Raw genomic sequence first — 15,670 nt, 5'->3', positions numbered from 1 at the left:
CCGCCACGCCGGTCCCGCACCAAACCCGGCCACCACAGCCAAAACACACCCGCTCAACCACACCCACCAGCAACAACCACGATGAAACAACCCCAATGTGGCATTGGGTGCATGGGACGCACCGAACGCCACATTGGGTGCGTCTAACGCACCCAACGCCACATTGGGGGCACCGCGGGTTCAGGCGAGTTCGTGGATCAGCGAGCGCATGGCCTGGTCAAGGGCCGGGACGTCCGCGGCCAGCCGGGACGAGACCAGCAGCTGGTGCTCCGCTGTCCGCAGCCAGACCCGGCCCGCGACCGGGATCTCCAGCACCGACAGCCGGAACGGCCGGGCTCGGCGGCCCAGCTCGACCTCGGTTTCGCGGACGAGTCGGCCCAGCCGTTCGCCGGCGAGGATTTGGCGGCGGTGGAAGCCGGACGAGACCGGACGGCGCGCGGCGGCGAAGTGTTCGGCGGCGGCCGGGGCGAAGTGCTGTGCCGCGAGGTCGATCGCCGAACCGTCGCCGGGAGCAGGGCTTTTCCGGCGGGTGCGGGCCGAACCGCGCTCGCGCAGGAAGGTCAGCAGGCCGTTCCACCACGGTTCCCACTGCGCCTGCACCGCCGCGCGGTCGAGGGCGGGCGGGACGTGCACCGGGACCGCGGGCTCCACCGGCGGCAGCAGCTGGCCGTCGGCGATCGAGAGCGCGAGGACGTCCCGGAGGAACAACGCCACGTCGACGTCGTGGTCGCTCCCCCAGTTCACCCGCCACGAGGTGGTGTCCTCCAGCCGCACGACATTCAGCCTACGCGTCGCGGGCGAGTTGTTTACTGTTCGCGAATCTGTTGCCAGATCAGGAAATAGGCGCGGTGCACGACGTGGGCCACGCGGCTTTGCGCCGGAGTCGCGCCGAACGACGCGAAAGAACGCCACCAGCCCGCGCGTTCCAGCGCGTGCGCCGCCAGCTCCGGGCGAGGCGCGCCGGGAAGGCCGAGCTGCGCGCCGATGTCGGCGTTGCTGCCGACCCGAAGCACCTCTTCCGCCAGGTCTTCCGGCATCTCGACCGCCCCCGACGCGACGAGCGTCAACGCCTCCAGCAACCGCAGCTGATGCGCTTCCGGACGGGCCAGCAGCACCTCGATCGCGTCGTGCACGCGCTGCCGTTCGCCCGGGTCGCCGGACGTGTGCGCGAGCGCGGTCACCGACGCCAGCGCGGCCGCGGCCTTGATCCCGTCCGCGCGGGCGGCGAAGACGATCGACAAGCGGCGGCGGACCGCGTCGAGTCCGGAGATGTCGAGAAGCTTGCGGCGCAACGCTCCCGCGGTGATCTCCGGTTCCGCGCGAATCGCCTCGACCGCGCAGCGGATTCCGAAGAGGTCGAGCTTTTCCAGCAGCCGCAACCGGATCCCGGTCGGGATGTCGCACTCCCAGCTGGTGAAGATGTCGGCCGCGATGAGCATCGTCTCGAGGATGTCGTCGTCGAGCGCGGCGAGCTGGCCGAGTGCCTCGGCATCGGCGGAGGTGAACCCGCCGGACTCGGCCGATTCGGCGATCAGGCCGATCACCGGAAGCACGTCCGCGACGCGCGGCTTCAGCGTCGAGGCCTGTTTCTCGGCGAGCAATTGCGCCGCCTTCCAAACGTCCCCGCCGGAGCCTTCGACAGATTCCGCGACGACCGTGTCCGCCTTGTTCAACACGGCGATCGCGTTGACCGGCCCCGCTTCCCGGCTCGCGGTCGCGGCGGTGAACGCGGCCAGCGCCTGCTGATCGTCCGCGCGCACGCCCTGGGTCACCACGTAGAGCACGGCCTCCGCGCCTGCGACGGCGTTGCGCGAGGTGTCGTCGAGGTCGTCGGAACCCTCGTCCTGCTCGGCCGCGCCCAGCAGCTGCTCGGTCCGCGACACCGACGCCGCGTCGAGCGAGCCGAGGCCCGGCGTGTCGATCACCGTCATGTCCTGCAGCACCGCGTTGGTCAAGTACGCCTCGAGGTGCGAGACCTCGGAGATGTCGACGCCGAGCTCAGCCGGGATCGACCCGTCCGCGGCGAAGGGCAGCACCTGCTTGCGGCCGTCGAGGAACACCACCTCGACCCGGTCGACGGTGCCGTACTGGAACCGCGTGACCAGCCGCGTGCACTCGCCGACGTCGGTGGGCGCGACGAGCCGCCCGATCAGCGCGTTGACCAGCGTCGACTTGCCCGATTTGATCCGCCCGGCGACGGCCACCTGCAGCGGCGCGCCCAGCCGGCGCAGCACCTCGGCGAACCCGGCGGCCGTGCGCGGGGACACCTGGGACCGCAGCCGGTGGCACAGCTCCGCCACCGACGCGGACAGTGGGCCGGCGAGCCGCCCCCGTTCCGCCGCTGCCGTCACCGCCCCGGCCCCCTTCCGGCTCGTTCGCTCCCCCGTGCGGGAATCGTCGCATGCCGGTCATCCTTCGGTCGCACCGAAGGTGCTACCCGCGACCGACGCGCCCGCCTGCCGCGGGACCTACTGTTGACTCGTGCGACGGCTCAGCCTCTGGATGCGTGCCCACCCGATGGTCGGGGACTCGCTGCTGGCGCTGTTTCTCGCCGCGTTCGACATCCTGGTGTTCGCCACCGGCGGCCTCGATCCGACGCTGCCCGGCCCGGAGTGGTACGTCGCGGTCCCGATCGACCTCGCCGTGGTCGCGCCGCTCGTCTTTCGCCGCAAACGGCCGGTGCTCGCCGCGTACATCGTGTACGTCATTTCGTTCGCGCACAGCGCACTGGACCTCGGGGTTTCCGGTCTGGCGGCGCTCGCGATCAGTCTCTATTCGGTCCAGGTCTACGTCGGGCGCAAGCAGGGATTGCTTTACGGCGGCGCGTTCGTGGTGGCCATGGTCGTCACCGCGATCGTCAAACCCGAGCCGTCGATGGCGGCCCAGCTGCTGTTCAGCGCCTTCACCATCGCCTTCTGCTGGCTGCTCGGCGAGTTCATGTACGCCCGCCGCGCCTACCAGCGCGAACTGGAGGCCCGGCTGCACCTGCTGGAAACCGAACGCGACCAGGCCGCGCGCATCGCGGTGGCCGAGGAGCGCGGCCGGATCGCCAGGGAACTGCACGACGTGGTGGCGCATTCGGTGAGCGTGATGGTCGTGCAGGCCGACGGCGCGGCGCTCGCCCTGAAGTCCAATCCGGAGCTGGCCGGCCGCGCGCTCGGGACGATCTCCGAAACCGGCCGCGGCGCGCTCGGCGAACTGCGCCGGCTGCTCGACGTGCTGCGCAACGACCACGGCGACGGCGAACCGCGGGTGCCGCAGCCGGACGCGACCGCGCTGGGCGACCTCGCCGAGCGGATGCGCGCCGCGGGCGTCCCGGTGGACCTCGTCCTCGGCGACGGGCTGGACGAACTGCCCGCCGGGGTGTCGCTCGGGATCTACCGGATCGTCCAGGAATCGCTCACCAACACGCTCAAGCACGCCGGTGCCGGGGCCAGCGCCGCGGTGCGGGTGCAGCGGACCGGCGACCAGGTCGAGGTACTCGTGCGCGATGACGGCGCCGGGCGAGCTCGGCGGCTGGAACAGGTCGGGGCGGGCGGAACTGGCGCGGCTGCGTCGGCTGGAGCGACTGGGGCAGCGGCTCGGCAACCGGCGCCGCGGCTGTCGGTCGCGGGCGGGAACGGGCTGATCGGGATGCGGGAGCGGGCGAACGTGTACGGCGGAACTCTGGAGGTGGGCCCCGCCGCCGGCGGTGGCTGGCAGGTGCGAGCGGTGCTGCCGGTTAGGTTGAACTCGTGATCCGAGTGGTGGTCGTCGACGACCAGGAACTGATGCGCGTCGGGTTCCGGATGGTGCTGGGCGCGCAGGCCGACATCGACGTGGTCGGGGAGGCCGGCGACGGCGCGCAAGCCGTGCGGATGGCCGCGGAACTGCGGCCCGACGTCGTGCTGATGGACGTGCGGATGCCGGTGCTCGACGGCGTCGAGGCGACGAAACAGATCGTCGCGGCCGGCACCGCGCGGGTGCTCGTGATGACCACCTTCGACCTCGACGAGTACGTCTACGCCGCACTGCAGGGCGGGGCGTCCGGCTTCCTGCTCAAGGACACCCAGCCGGACTACCTGGTGTCCGCGCTGCGTTCGGTGGCCGACGGCGACGCGGTGATGTCGCCCTCGGTCACGCGCCGGTTGCTCGACCGGTTCGTCGGCTCGGGCGGCGCGGAAATGCGCGATCCGGCCGAACTCGACGTGCTGACCGACCGCGAACGCGAAGTGCTCGTGCTGATCGCGAAAGGCATGTCGAACATCGAAATCGCCGAGACGTTGTTCCTTTCCGAGGCTACGGTGAAAACACACGTGGGACGGATCCTGTCGAAACTCGACCTGCGCGACCGGGTGCAGGCGGTCGTCCTCGCGTACGAAACCGGGCTCGCCCGGCCGGGGATCGGCTGAAGCGTCCATTTCGGACACTGTCCACACCGGACCCCGCTACGGATTTCGTAGCGGGGTTGTGGCGGATCGGGCAAAGTTCAGGGTCGGCTCAGGGACATCCCCCATCGCGCTCAACCTCACGACACGATTGAGTACTACTCAGGTCGGGTAGCCGGTTCGGTCCACGGGATGACGCGAAAACGGCCGAGCTGAGACAGGATGAATTCCGTCAGCACCGCCGTAGAGGGAGCAGGGGATGATCGAGGCAACAGGTCTCACCAAGCGTTACGGGAACACGCTCGCGGTGAACAACCTGTCGTTCAGCGTGGCAGCGGGGAAAGTCACCGGATTCCTCGGTCCGAACGGCGCGGGCAAGTCCACCACCATGCGCATGATCCTCGGCCTGGACAACCCCACCGGGGGCCAGGTCCGGATCGGCGGGAAGCTGTATCACGACCTGAAGGAACCGCTGCGCACGGTCGGCGCGCTGCTCGACGCGAAATGGGTGCACCCCAACCGCTCGGCCCGCGCGCACCTGCAGTGGATGGCCCGGTCCAACCGGATCCCGGCGGCGCGGGTGGACGAGGTGCTCGACACCGTCGGCCTCACCAGCGTCGCGGGCAAGCGGGCCGGCGGGTTCTCGCTCGGCATGTCGCAGCGGCTGGGGATCGCCGCCGCGCTGCTCGGCGACCCGGAGGTGCTGCTGTTCGACGAGCCGGTGAACGGCCTCGACCCGGAGGGCATCCTCTGGATCCGGAAGTTCATGCAGCGCCTCGCCGCCGAAGGCCGGACCGTGTTCGTGTCCAGCCACCTGCTTTCGGAGATGGCGCTCACCGCGACCGATCTCGTGGTCATCGGCAAGGGCCAGCTGATCGCGCAGTCCACCACTGAGGAATTCGTGGCGCGGGCCGCGGAGAACACCGTGAAGGTGCGCTCGCCGCAGCTTCCGGCGCTGCGCCAGCAGCTGATCTCCGCCAGCGCGCAGGTGACCGATTCCGGCGAAGCGCTCATCGTGTCCGGAATGGACAGTGCGAAGATCGGCGAGATCGCCGCTTCGGCGAACCTCGTGCTGCACGAGCTGAGCCCGCAGACCGGCTCGCTCGAGCAGGCCTTCATGCAGATCACCGGCGACTCCGTCGAGTACCACACCGGGCTCGAGGCAGAGGCGCAGCAGGCCGCGGCCATCCGCTGACCACACTCTCGTTGGGAAGAGAAACATCATGACTTTGCTCGCGGTCGAACGCATCAAGCTCTTCACCACCCGGTCGCCGTGGTGGTGCGCCCTCATCGCCGTCGTTCTCACCGTCGGCTTCGCCGCCCTCATGGCCACCGCGCTGCCGAGCGGGGAATCGATCACCGTCGCCAGCACCCAGGCCGGACACCAGTTCGGCATCGCGGTGATCATGGTGCTGGCGGCGCTTTCGGTGACCACCGAATACCGCTTCGGCACGATCCGCACCACGTTCCAGGCGGTGCCGCACCGAGGTTCGGTGCTCGTCGCCAAAGCCACCGTCGTCGCGCTGCTGTCGTTCGTGATCGGCGAGATCGCCGCCTTCGGCGCGTGGGCGCTCGGCTACGCGATCCGCCCGTCGGACTCGGTGGCGCTGAACACCTCCGCGGACTGGATCAACGTCGCGGGAGTCGGCGTCGTGTTCGCTTTCGCCGCGGTCATCGCGGTGGCGGTCGGCACGCTGATCCGGCACAGCGCCGGCGCGCTCTCGCTGCTGCTGATCTACGTGCTGGCGGTGGAAAGCCTCGTGCAGCTGATCCCGACGGTCGGCCCGAAGATCCACCAGTGGATGCCGTTCAACGTCGCGGAGCGCTTCCTCGGCGGTTCGGCTTCCTCGCGAGGGCCGGGCCTGCCGGACGCGGTGCTGTCGCAGTGGGGCTCGCTGGCCTACTTCGCCGGGGTGGCCGTGGTGCTGCTGGCCATCGCGGTCGGCGTCGCGAAGAAGCGCGACGCGTAAAGACCCACAGGGGCGTTCGGACGAGTCAGGCGGGGGCCGGGCCAGCCGAACAAGGGGAAAAAAGGGGAAAAGGGGAACAAGATCCGGGTCGCCTTTCGGGGGGCGGCCCGGATCTTTTCGTTTCGGTAGAGTTCGGGTCCACGAGAAGGGGGACGGCGTGCTCCAAGCGACTGGACTCACCAAGTCCTATGGCGACACCGTCGCGGTGCGGGACCTGACGTTCACCGCGGAAGCCGGTCGCGTCACCGGATTCCTCGGCCCGAACGGGGCGGGAAAATCCACCACGATGCGGCTGCTGCTCGGGCTCGACGCGCCCACCGCGGGCACCGCGCACATCGAGGGCAAGCCGTACCGGCAGCTGTCCGATCCGCTGCGCACGGTCGGCGCGCTGCTCGACGCGACGTGGCGGCACCCGGGTCGCTCCGCCCGCCAGCACCTGCGTTTCCTCGCCGCGACGAACGGGCTGCCGGACCGGCGCGCCGACGAGGTGCTGGACCTCGTCGGGCTGTCCGCGGTGGCGCGCAAGCGGGCGGGCACGTTCTCGCTCGGCATGCTGCAGCGGCTCGGGATCGCGTCCGCGCTGCTCGGCGACCCGCGCGTGCTGCTGTTCGACGAACCGGTGAACGGCCTCGACCCCGAGGGCGTGCACTGGGTGCGCCAGCTGCTGCACGGGCTCGCCGCGGAGGGCCGCACGGTGTTCGTGTCGAGCCACCTGCTGCCGGAGATGGAGCAGACCGCGCAGGATCTCGTGGTGATCGGCCGCGGCCAGCTCATCTATCAAGGCACCATGGCCGATTTCGTGGCCCGCGCCGGTTCGCGCGGGGTCCGGGTGCGCACGCCGCACGCCGACGCGCTGCGAAAAGCGCTCACCGAAGCGCGCGCGGTTTTCACCGAGGATTCCGGTGCGTTCCTCGTGTCCGAAATGGACAGTGACGCGATCGGCGAACTCGCCTACGCCGCGCGCGCCACGCTGCACGAGCTGAGCCCGCTGGCCGGTTCCCTCGAACACGCGTACCTCGAATTGACCGGCCAGGCGGCCGAATTCACCAGTGGAGGTGCGCGGTGAATCTGCTGCGGGCGGAACGGATCAAGCTTTTCAGCACTCGCGCGCCGTGGTGGTGCGCGCTGATCGCGGTGGCCGCGCCGATCGCGTTCACCGCGTTGTTCCTCGGGCTTTCCGGGGCGGAAATCACCGCGGACGTGAGCAACACCCAGCTCGCCACGAGCACCGGCCGCACGGTCGCGCTGGTGCTGGCGGTGCTCGCCGCGACCGCGGACTTCAGCTGGGGCACGCTGCGGTTGACTTTTCAAGCAGTGCCGACGCGGACGCCCGCGCTGCTCGCCAAGGGCGCCGTGGTGTTCACGGCCTGTGCGGTGCTGGGCCTGCTCGCCGGCGTCGGCTCGTGGGGAATGGCGCACCTCGTGCGGCCGGACGCCGACCTCGGCCTGCACTCCGGAGCGGACTGGCGGATCGTGTTCGGCCAGCTCCTGACGTTCGCGCTGACCGGGCTGCTCGGCGTCGGCGTCGGCCTGCTGCTGCGCAGTTCCGCGCTGACGCTGGCGATCGTGCTCGTGTGGACGCAGCTGGTCGAGGGCCTGGTGCTGCTGATTCCCAAGATCGGCAGCGATCTCTACCAGTGGATGCCGTTCTACGCCGCTTCGCAGTTCGCCGGTGGCGATTTCACCAGGACGACGCTGAAACTGTCGCCGCCTTTCGGCCCGTGGGGTTATCTCGCGTATTTCGCGGCGATCAGCGTGGTGTTGTTCGCCGCGGGCGTGGCGACCGCGAATCGGCGGGACGCCTGACCTGCACGTGCACATTCCCGATTGCGTGGCGGGCAATCGGATTAAATTCACGTAAACCGGTGTGGCTTCTCTCACAGGGAGCGGACATACTGTCGGAAAGCCACGGATATTCACAGCAGAGCCCCGTCTCAGCTCTCCGGAGGTGAACCGTGACGGTGGACGTTGATCAGGAACTCATTTCCCGCGACGCTGCGGTACCGACCCCCCGGCTCGAGCCGATGCTGGACCTCGAATGGTCCCAGGCGATCGAACTGCCCCGGTTCGCGCTGCCCGCGACCCGGCCCGCCGAGCTGCGTCAGGCGTGGGTGCACCGCGCCCCCGAGGACGCGGTGCTCGGGCTGTACCGCCGGACGAGCGGCACGGACGATGCACTGCCCGCACCCTGGTGGCTGCGCGCGGTCGCGAGCGGGCGGCTCGAATCGCGCGAACTCGGCTTCCGCATCGAAGACCGGGTGGCGCAGCTGCTCGGCAAGCGGATGGGCTGGGAGTTCGTGCCGTGGGCGGCCGACGGCGAATCCGGGTACTGGGAGTTCATGCCGTCCGAACGCGGCAAGTCCGGTCATTCCATCCCGACGACGGTGCTGAACACCGACCGGCACGACGGCTGGATCGACGTGCTGCCCGCGCATTCCGCCCGCGCCCCGGAGCCGGTGGCGGTCGCCGGACTGGCCGGGTTGCGCTCCCGGCTCGGGGAGTTCGAAGCGGTCCGCTGACCCGCCCGTATGTTGTCCGGGTGGAAAACGAGGACCAGCCACGGCTGCGCAGCGTGGTCAGCTACGTCAAACGCGGCGGACGGATGACCGTCGGCCAGCAGCGAGCTTGGGAAGAACACTGGCCGCGGCTCGGCCGGACGGTCTCGGAGCTGCCTGCCGGGCCGGTCGACTTCACGGCCTGGTTCGGCCGGGAAGCGCCGGTCATGCTGGAGATCGGCTCCGGCATGGGCGAGACGACCTCGCAGCTGGCCGCCGCCGCGCCGGAGCTGAACTATGTCGCCGCCGAGGTGTACGACCCCGGGCTTGGGCAGTTGATGCTGCGCGCGGAAAAGCTCGGCGTGACAAACCTGCGGCTGATGCACGGCGACGCGGTGGTCCTGCTGACGTCGCACGTCGAGCCCGGCACGCTGTCCGGCGTGCGGTTGTTCTTCCCGGACCCGTGGCCGAAGAAGCGCCACCACAAGCGGCGGATCGTGCAGCCGGAGTTCGTGGCGTTGATCGCCTCTCGGCTGGCTCCTGGTGGGACGTTCCACATGGCAACGGACTGGGAGCACTACGCGGAGCAGATGCTCGAGGTGTGCTCGGCGGAGCCTGCGTTGCGGAACCGGTATGCGGATGAGCCAGGTGGCTGGGCGCCGCGGCCGGAGTGGCGGCCGGTGACGAAGTTCGAACAGCGCGCGGACCGGGAGGGGCGGGTTTCGCACGACTTGATCTTCGAGAAGCGCTGATCTTGGGCTTGAGCGCCACAGTGGCATTGGGTGCGTGAGATGCACCCAATGTGGCGTTCGGTGCGTTGAGCGCACCCAACGTGGCATTGGGGGCAGGTTGGCCGAGCAGCCAGGGCTGGTGGAGTGAGCCGCGTTGGCGAATGGAGTGGGCCGCGTTGGCGAAGCGATCGAGATCGGCGAAGCAGACCGGGCTGACGAAGCAGCGAAGCGGGCCACGCTGGGCGAAGGAGCGAAACAGGCGAGGCGGGCCGCGTCGGCGAAGAAGCCGGGGCTGGGTGAAAAGCCGCGCGGCTCGCGAAGCAGCCGAAGCTAGCAAGGCTGGCGTAGTCGGGCGAAGCGAGCAGTCCTGACGAAGCGAGCGAAGTGACGAAGGGCCGTTGCCGGGTTCCCATCCCCGGCAACGGCCCTTCGTTCCCTTCACCCCCGGTGCCGCCCCTCCCCCGACGAGGGGCGGCCGCCAGCTATTCGTCGGCCAGTGGTTCCGCCTGAACCCGCTTCAGCGCGGGCGTGCAGACCGACGCGCCGAGCAGTGCGACCCCGATTCCGAGCACCACCGGTGCGGCGATCCACGGGCTGAACACGACCGACCCCCGTTCCATCGTTGCCATGAACAGCCCGAGGCCCACCACGACGCCGGTCACGCCCGCACCGATGGTCGCGACAAGGGCAGGCAGCGCGGCTTCCATTCGCAACGCCCGGGACAGCACCCGCACCGGGGTGCCCGCTGCCATCAGGGCGCCGAACGTCCGGCGGCGGTCCATGACCGAGCCCGCGGTCGCGACGGCGGCGCTGCAGCCGGCGAGGATGCCCGCCGCGATCAAGCCGATGACGGTGACCCGGCGCAGGTCGCTGAGCTGCACTTGCTGTCCGTAGAGGTGCTGCTCGCGGCTGCCGATTTCCTCCCCGACCGCGTTCGGCACCAGCGCGGTCCGCACGGCCTCGCGGTTCGCCTCAGCGGTCGGCACGACCAGGGTGACCTGGCTCGGCTTGATGCCGGCCGGCACCGCGGACGGGTCGATCACGTATTCGCCGAAGCTGTTGTGCTTCTCCGGCTGATAGGTGCCCGTCTTGACCGCGCCGAGCGGGATGCCGGTGCTGTCGTCGCCGCCGAACCGCGCGACCCGCAGGTTGCCGGTGTCCAGCTGGTACGGCGTGTACAGCCCGACGCCGGGCTTGCAGTCCTGCTGCGTGATCCCGAGCCGGGTCAGCTTCGCGGCGTCGGCGCAGTTCATGACGTAGGCACGCTGCATCGACCGGTAGTTCCCCTCGCCCTGCATCACGTAGACGCTGGCCACCGGGACGACGCGTTCGGACGGTCCGGCCTTCGCGAGCGTCGCGTTGGTCCGCTCGGTCGCCTCGGGAGCCCGGTTCGCGGTGACGTCGACGTACAGCGCCGAGTCCACGTATTGGCGTCCGCCGCCGGCGAGGGATTCGATCGACGGCAGCAGGGTGAGCGCCATCGACCCGGTGAACACCGCGAGCACGATCCCCGCCGAAGCCCGGTAAGAACCCTTCGGATCATTGCGCAGCCGACGTCCGGCCAGCAGCGACGACGGGCGTCGCCAGGCCCGCACGAACGTGCCGCCGACCGCTGAGGTCACCCAAGGCCCGACCACCATCGCCGAACCGACCACCAGCAACAGGCCGAACAGCACCAGGTTGCTGCTGCCGCCGCCTCGCGCGCCGAAAACGGTGTAGAAGAAGAACAATCCGGCCGCGGGCAGCGCGAGCAATCGCCACCAGCGCAACGGTTTCACGGTATGCCCGCCGCTCGCGAACAGCGGCGTGCGCACCACCCGGCGCAGGCCGAGCACCCCGGCGAGCACGACAAGCACCGGGACCAGCAGCACGGCGAGCACGGTCAACCCCACCGGCAGCGCGAAGTCCGACGCCAGCCAGGTCCCGCCGTCCCACGGCACAAAGGTGGCCAAGCCGCGCAGCGCCGGGCTCAGCAGCAGGCCGAGCAGCGCGCCGACGCATGCGGACAATCCGGTTTCGGCGGCGACCATCGCAGTCACCTGACCCGGAGTCGCACCGGCCAAGCGGATAGCGGCGAGCCGTTGTTCGCGGCGGGCGGCGGTGAGCCGGGCCGACGACGCGACCAGCACCAGGCTCGGCACGAGCAACACGATGATGCCGACCCAGGACAACACCGTCAGCAGGCCGTCCGGATGTCCCTGTCCCCCGGGGAAGGCCGAGGCCGGGAACGCGTCCTGACCGGGCAGGTCCTTGTGCCCGTACGGCCGCATCTCCTGCGTGCTGTGCCCGACCAGCGCGACGAGCTGTTCCGGGTACCGCAGCGCCTCGTCGCCGAACGCCGCGACCGGCTTGCCGAAGCGGTTCCCCAGCTGGTCGGCCGGGGTGGCGTTGAGCAGTTTCCCGAGCGCGGGCGACACGATCGTCTCGCCGGGGCCGGGCAGCTGCGGGATGCCCGGGGGCAGTCGCAGCGAATCGACCGGGCCGGTGACCGCGATGTCGACACGGGCGACCTGCTTGCCGTCGAAGTAGTCCTTGGAGGAGTTGACGAGCAGGGCGTTCTGCTGGCCGGAGTCGTAGCGGCCGCTGCTCTGCCACAGCGCCCGCTGTTCGCGCGCCTGAGTGGCGTACGGCAGCGTCGCCAGCAGCAGGACGAGCCCGGTCGCGACGGCGACGCCGACCGCGGTGAGGATCGCCGAGGTGCGGGTCCGCCGGTCGCCGCGCAGCACCCGAAGGGCGAGCTGGAACGGGTTCATGCCGCGAGCCTCGTCGCGATCAGGCCGTCGCGGATCGCCACTGTGCGCGGCATCGATTCGGCGAGTTCCCGGTCGTGGGTCACCACAAGCACGGCGGCACCGGACGCCTGTGCGGCGGCCAGCAGCGCGTCCATCGTCTCGCGGCCGGTGCGGGTGTCGAGCGCGCCGGTCGGCTCGTCGGCGAAGATCACCTTCGGCCGGTGGGTGAGCGCGCGGGCGATCGCCACGCGCTGCGCCTCGCCGCCGGAAAGCTCGCCGGGACGGCGGGCTTCTTTGCCGGCCAGCCCGAGTTTGCCGAGCCATTCCCGCGCCGCCGCAATCGCTTCGCCACGAGTTCCGCCGGCCAGGAGCGACGGAAGTGCGACATTCTCTTCCGCGGTCAGTTCGGAGACGAGCATTCCGGATTGGAAGACGAAACCGAATTCGGTGCGCCGCAGTTCGCTGCGCCGCTTTTCGCCGAACTGGTCGATCCGCTGTCCCTGCAACCAGATCTCGCCGCTGTCGGCGCGCAGGATGCCGGCCAGCACGTGCAGCAGCGAGGTTTTGCCGGATCCGGACGGGCCGACGATGGCGATCGCCTCGCCCGGCTGGACGTCGATGTCGATTCCGGCCAGCGCGTGCTGCTGCCCGTAGCGCTTCACCAGCCCGCGCCCCGACAACACCGGTCCGGCGCTCCACTGTGGATTCGTCATCCGCCAGCTCTCTCCCTGTTTCCGTCATTCGTCTTCGACTGCGACGGAAGGCAGCTTCGCGGATTCGGGCGGAGGTCCACTTCGGGCAGACGGCCGGTAACGGCGGAGCCGCCATCGGCCGATCGGCCGATGGCGACGAACCACGTGGCCAAGGTGCGCGCGGGCGCGAATCATCTACCGTCACGGTGTGCCGCACTCCCCGCCGTCGAAAACGCTTGCCGCGCGGGCGACCGAACTCGCCCGCCGCCTCGACATGTCCGTGCTCGTGCTGCTCGCCGCGCTGGCGTTCGACCTCGTGTTCGTGACCGACGCGGCACTCGACAACGTCGGCCCGCGATTCGTCGACCTCGGTCTGTTCCCCGGTGTTTTCTCGATGGCGGCGTGCGCGTTCTGGGCTCGCAAACGCGCGGCGGTGGCGGGTGTGTTCGGCGCGCTGACGCTGATGTTCTGCACCTTCGTCATCCGCTATCTCGCCGTCCCGACGTACTCCAGCGTGCTGGCGAATCTGACCGTCACCGAGTTCGTCGCCGGGATCGAAATGGTCTATTTCCTCGCCCGCCGGGCTCGCCCCGGGGTCGCCTTCGCGGTGATCAGCGCGCTGGTGATGGGCGCGCTCACCGCGGTCTTCGGCCGCGGCTCCTACCGCGACCTGTCCGCCAGCAGCATCGCGCAGACCATGCTGTTCGGGTTCCTGTTCCTCGTCGGAACGGTGATCACCGGCGCGGTCGGCCGCCCGCGCCGCGAACGGGACCCGGCGACGGTGGAACGCCTGCGCAACATGCACCGGTTCACCGAATTGGTGCGCGGCCAGTGGCCGTTGATCGGCATGCTCGGCATCGGCGTGCTGATCGAATTCGGCTACACCTACGAAAGCGGCAGCCGCGGTTTCCCGCTGCTGGCCTGCTCCATCGGTGCCGCCGCGGTGACCGCGCTGTCGCCGCGCCGTCCGCGAGACGCGATCCTCGTGGTGGCCGGGATCCTCCTGCTGTCCGCGCTCGCGACGCCGTTCCTGCATCCCAGCCACAGCTATCAGCTGCTCGGCGGCATCCCGCCGACCCAGATCGTGGCCGCCTTCGGCGTGGTCGTGAACGTCGTGCGCGCGGTGCCGCTCGCGCGGGCGTGGCCGCGGATCGCGCTGCTGTCCGGCGTGGTCGCAGTCGGCACGATCCTGAACTTCAGCCAGTACCGTACCGGCCGCCTGCTCACCGACCCGGCGACGCTCGGGATGCTCGCCACCGTCGCGGTCCTGCTGCTCGGCATCGCCATCGCGATCGGCCTCTACCTTCGCTCCCGCGATTCCGAGCGCGCGCAGGTGGTGAAATCGGCGGTCACCGACGCGCAGACATCGGAGCGGATGGCGCTGGCCAGGGAGCTGCACGACGTGGTCGCGCACCACGTGACCGGGATCGTCGTGCAGGCGCAGGCCGCGCGGATGATGGGGGAGAAGAATCCGGAGCTCGCGCTGGAAGCGATGGGCCGGATCGAGAACGCCGGTGTCGAGGCGCTCGCCGCGATGCGCCGCCTGGTCCGCAGCATGCGCGGCGACGCGCAGGCCGGTTCGGGCGAGTTCAACGAGCAGGCGACCACCGATCTGGCCGCCGACCTGCACCGGCTCGTCGAGGCGGGCAACCACGGCGTGCCGACGAAACTGGAGCTCAACCTTCCGCCGGACCTGCCGCACGAGGTCGGCCGGTCGGCGCTGCGGCTGGTCCAGGAGTCGCTCACGAACGTCGGCAAGCACGCCTCGGACGCCACCGAGGCGCTCGCGCTGGCCGAGGTCGTCAACGGCGAACTGCACTTGCGGGTGACCGACAACGGCAGCGGGCAGACTCATCGGCCGGCCGGCGGATCGGGCGGATACGGTCTGGTCGGCATGCGCGAACGCGTCGCGCTGCTGCACGGCAGGCTTTCGGCAGGCCGCGAGCCGAACGGCGGCTGGCGGGTCGAAGCGTGGCTGCCGCTCGAGGCGAACGGGGAGACAGACGGGTGATCCGGGTACTGATCGCGGACGACCAGGAAATGGTGCGGATGGGCTTCCGCATGATCCTGGACGCCCAGGACGACATCGAGGTGGTCGCGGACGTGCCGGACGGGATCTCCGCGGTCTCGAAGGCGCGCGAACTGCGCCCGGACGTCTGTCTGCTGGACATCCGCATGCCGGGGCTCGACGGGCTGGAGGTCACCCGCCAGCTGGCCGGGCCGGAGGTCGCCGACCCGCTGAAGGTCGTCGTGGTGACCACCTTCGACCTCGACGAATACGTGCACACCGCGCTGCGCAACGGAGCGAGCGGCTTCCTGCTCAAGGACGCCGGTCCCGCGCTGCTGATCGAAGCGGTGCGCGCGGCCGATCGCGGCGACGCGCTGGTGTCGCCGCAGATCACCGTGCGGCTGCTGAAGCATTTCGACGGCGGCACCATCGCCAAACGCGAGGCTCCGGCGCCGTCGGAACCGCTGACCGCGCGCGAGATGGACGTGGTGAAAGCTGCCGCACGAGGACTCACGAACACTGAGATCGGCGCGGAGCTGTTCCTGTCGCTGTCGACGGTCAAGACGCATTTGGCTTCGGTACAGGGCAAAGTCGGCGCGCGTAACCGAGTGGAAATCGCAGCTTGGGCTTGGCGTAGCGGCGTAGTGGATTAACCGCTACTGGCACGCCCGTACT

At 70.0% G+C, this 15,670-nt stretch carries 14 protein-coding genes; 10 read left to right on the top strand and 4 right to left on the bottom strand.

Going from position 1 to position 15,670, the window contains the following annotated elements:
* Positions 1 to 180: 180 nt before the first annotated feature.
* Entirely contained in the window at positions 181 to 774 is a 594-nt protein-coding gene (locus tag ACFXI3_RS24350; protein WP_067577726.1) for a hypothetical protein, read from the bottom strand.
* Between the two features lie 32 nt (positions 775 to 806).
* The gene (locus tag ACFXI3_RS24345; protein WP_378402352.1) at positions 807 to 2,351 is read right to left on the bottom strand and encodes a dynamin family protein; all 1,545 of its coding nucleotides are present in this window, start codon (positions 2,349 to 2,351) and stop codon (positions 807 to 809) included.
* Positions 2,352 to 2,517: 166 nt separating this feature from the next.
* Here ACFXI3_RS24345 and ACFXI3_RS24340 point away from each other — a divergent pair, with 166 nt between their 5' ends.
* The 8 genes from ACFXI3_RS24340 to trmB all read left to right on the top strand — a co-directional run bounded on the left by ACFXI3_RS24340 (position 2,518) and on the right by trmB (position 9,584).
* A complete protein-coding gene (locus ACFXI3_RS24340; RefSeq protein WP_378402356.1) occupies positions 2,518 to 3,738 on the top strand; it encodes a sensor histidine kinase in 1,221 nt (406 codons plus the stop codon).
* Positions 3,735 to 4,391 carry a response regulator transcription factor gene (locus ACFXI3_RS24335; protein ID WP_344282690.1) on the top strand — a complete coding sequence of 219 codons (657 nt, stop codon included), beginning with the start codon at positions 3,735 to 3,737 and terminating at the stop codon, positions 4,389 to 4,391. Before ACFXI3_RS24340 ends, ACFXI3_RS24335 begins: the two co-directional genes overlap by 4 nt.
* 235 nt (positions 4,392 to 4,626) lie before the next feature.
* Positions 4,627 to 5,562, top strand: a complete 936-nt coding sequence (locus ACFXI3_RS24330) for an ABC transporter ATP-binding protein (RefSeq protein WP_378402349.1) — start codon at positions 4,627 to 4,629, stop codon at positions 5,560 to 5,562.
* 28 nt (positions 5,563 to 5,590) lie between these two features.
* Entirely contained in the window at positions 5,591 to 6,337 is a 747-nt protein-coding gene (locus ACFXI3_RS24325; protein WP_344282684.1) for an ABC transporter permease, read from the top strand.
* Between the two features lie 157 nt (positions 6,338 to 6,494).
* Positions 6,495 to 7,403, top strand: coding sequence for an ATP-binding cassette domain-containing protein (locus tag ACFXI3_RS24320; RefSeq protein ID WP_344282681.1), 909 nt, complete (start codon positions 6,495 to 6,497; stop codon positions 7,401 to 7,403).
* Entirely contained in the window at positions 7,400 to 8,143 is a 744-nt protein-coding gene (locus ACFXI3_RS24315; protein WP_344282679.1) for a hypothetical protein, read from the top strand. The genes ACFXI3_RS24320 and ACFXI3_RS24315 overlap by 4 nt, the downstream gene beginning before the upstream one ends.
* A gap of 218 nt (positions 8,144 to 8,361) precedes the next feature.
* Complete coding sequence (locus ACFXI3_RS24310; RefSeq protein WP_344282901.1) at positions 8,362 to 8,856, top strand: hypothetical protein; 495 nt, start codon at positions 8,362 to 8,364, stop codon at positions 8,854 to 8,856.
* A gap of 20 nt (positions 8,857 to 8,876) precedes the next feature.
* Positions 8,877 to 9,584 carry a tRNA (guanosine(46)-N7)-methyltransferase TrmB gene (gene trmB, locus ACFXI3_RS24305; protein WP_344282676.1) on the top strand — a complete coding sequence of 236 codons (708 nt, stop codon included), beginning with the start codon at positions 8,877 to 8,879 and terminating at the stop codon, positions 9,582 to 9,584.
* A gap of 461 nt (positions 9,585 to 10,045) precedes the next feature.
* On the opposite strand, the gene ACFXI3_RS24300 is transcribed toward trmB, so the two are convergent.
* The gene (locus ACFXI3_RS24300; protein ID WP_378402346.1) at positions 10,046 to 12,316 is read right to left on the bottom strand and encodes an FtsX-like permease family protein; all 2,271 of its coding nucleotides are present in this window, start codon (positions 12,314 to 12,316) and stop codon (positions 10,046 to 10,048) included.
* Positions 12,313 to 13,008 (bottom strand): ABC transporter ATP-binding protein, encoded by a 696-nt coding sequence (locus ACFXI3_RS24295; RefSeq protein ID WP_037809043.1) that lies wholly within the window; start codon positions 13,006 to 13,008, stop codon positions 12,313 to 12,315. Before ACFXI3_RS24295 ends, ACFXI3_RS24300 begins: the two co-directional genes overlap by 4 nt.
* Positions 13,009 to 13,195: 187 nt before the next feature.
* On the opposite strand from ACFXI3_RS24295, the gene ACFXI3_RS24290 reads away from it, so the two are divergent.
* Together ACFXI3_RS24290 and ACFXI3_RS24285 are read left to right on the top strand one after the other, a co-directional pair.
* A complete protein-coding gene (locus ACFXI3_RS24290) occupies positions 13,196 to 14,998 on the top strand; it encodes a sensor histidine kinase (RefSeq protein WP_378402344.1) in 1,803 nt (600 codons plus the stop codon).
* Positions 14,995 to 15,648 carry a response regulator transcription factor gene (locus ACFXI3_RS24285; protein WP_344282663.1) on the top strand — a complete coding sequence of 218 codons (654 nt, stop codon included), beginning with the start codon at positions 14,995 to 14,997 and terminating at the stop codon, positions 15,646 to 15,648. Before ACFXI3_RS24290 ends, ACFXI3_RS24285 begins: the two co-directional genes overlap by 4 nt.
* Positions 15,649 to 15,670: the final 22 nt, after the last annotated feature.

This window comes from Amycolatopsis sp. NPDC059235, assembly GCF_042754125.1.
Classification (GTDB): Bacteria; Actinomycetota; Actinomycetes; order Mycobacteriales; family Pseudonocardiaceae; genus Amycolatopsis; species Amycolatopsis albidoflava.
This window is presented reverse-complemented; position numbering and strand designations above follow the sequence as displayed.

Bases quoted from the DNA above. Each gene is read 5' to 3' on its own strand.
- ACFXI3_RS24295 (WP_037809043.1), bottom strand. From the start codon at position 13,008: ATGACGAATCCACAGTGGAGCGCCGGACCGGTGTTGTCGGGGCGCGGG.
- ACFXI3_RS24325 (WP_344282684.1), top strand. From the start codon at position 5,591: ATGACTTTGCTCGCGGTCGAACGCATCAAGCTCTTCACCACCCGGTCG.
- ACFXI3_RS24330 (WP_378402349.1), top strand. From the start codon at position 4,627: ATGATCGAGGCAACAGGTCTCACCAAGCGTTACGGGAACACGCTCGCG.
- ACFXI3_RS24300 (WP_378402346.1), bottom strand. From the start codon at position 12,316: ATGAACCCGTTCCAGCTCGCCCTTCGGGTGCTGCGCGGCGACCGGCGG.
- ACFXI3_RS24310 (WP_344282901.1), top strand. From the start codon at position 8,362: ATGCTGGACCTCGAATGGTCCCAGGCGATCGAACTGCCCCGGTTCGCG.
- ACFXI3_RS24340 (WP_378402356.1), top strand. From the start codon at position 2,518: ATGGTCGGGGACTCGCTGCTGGCGCTGTTTCTCGCCGCGTTCGACATC.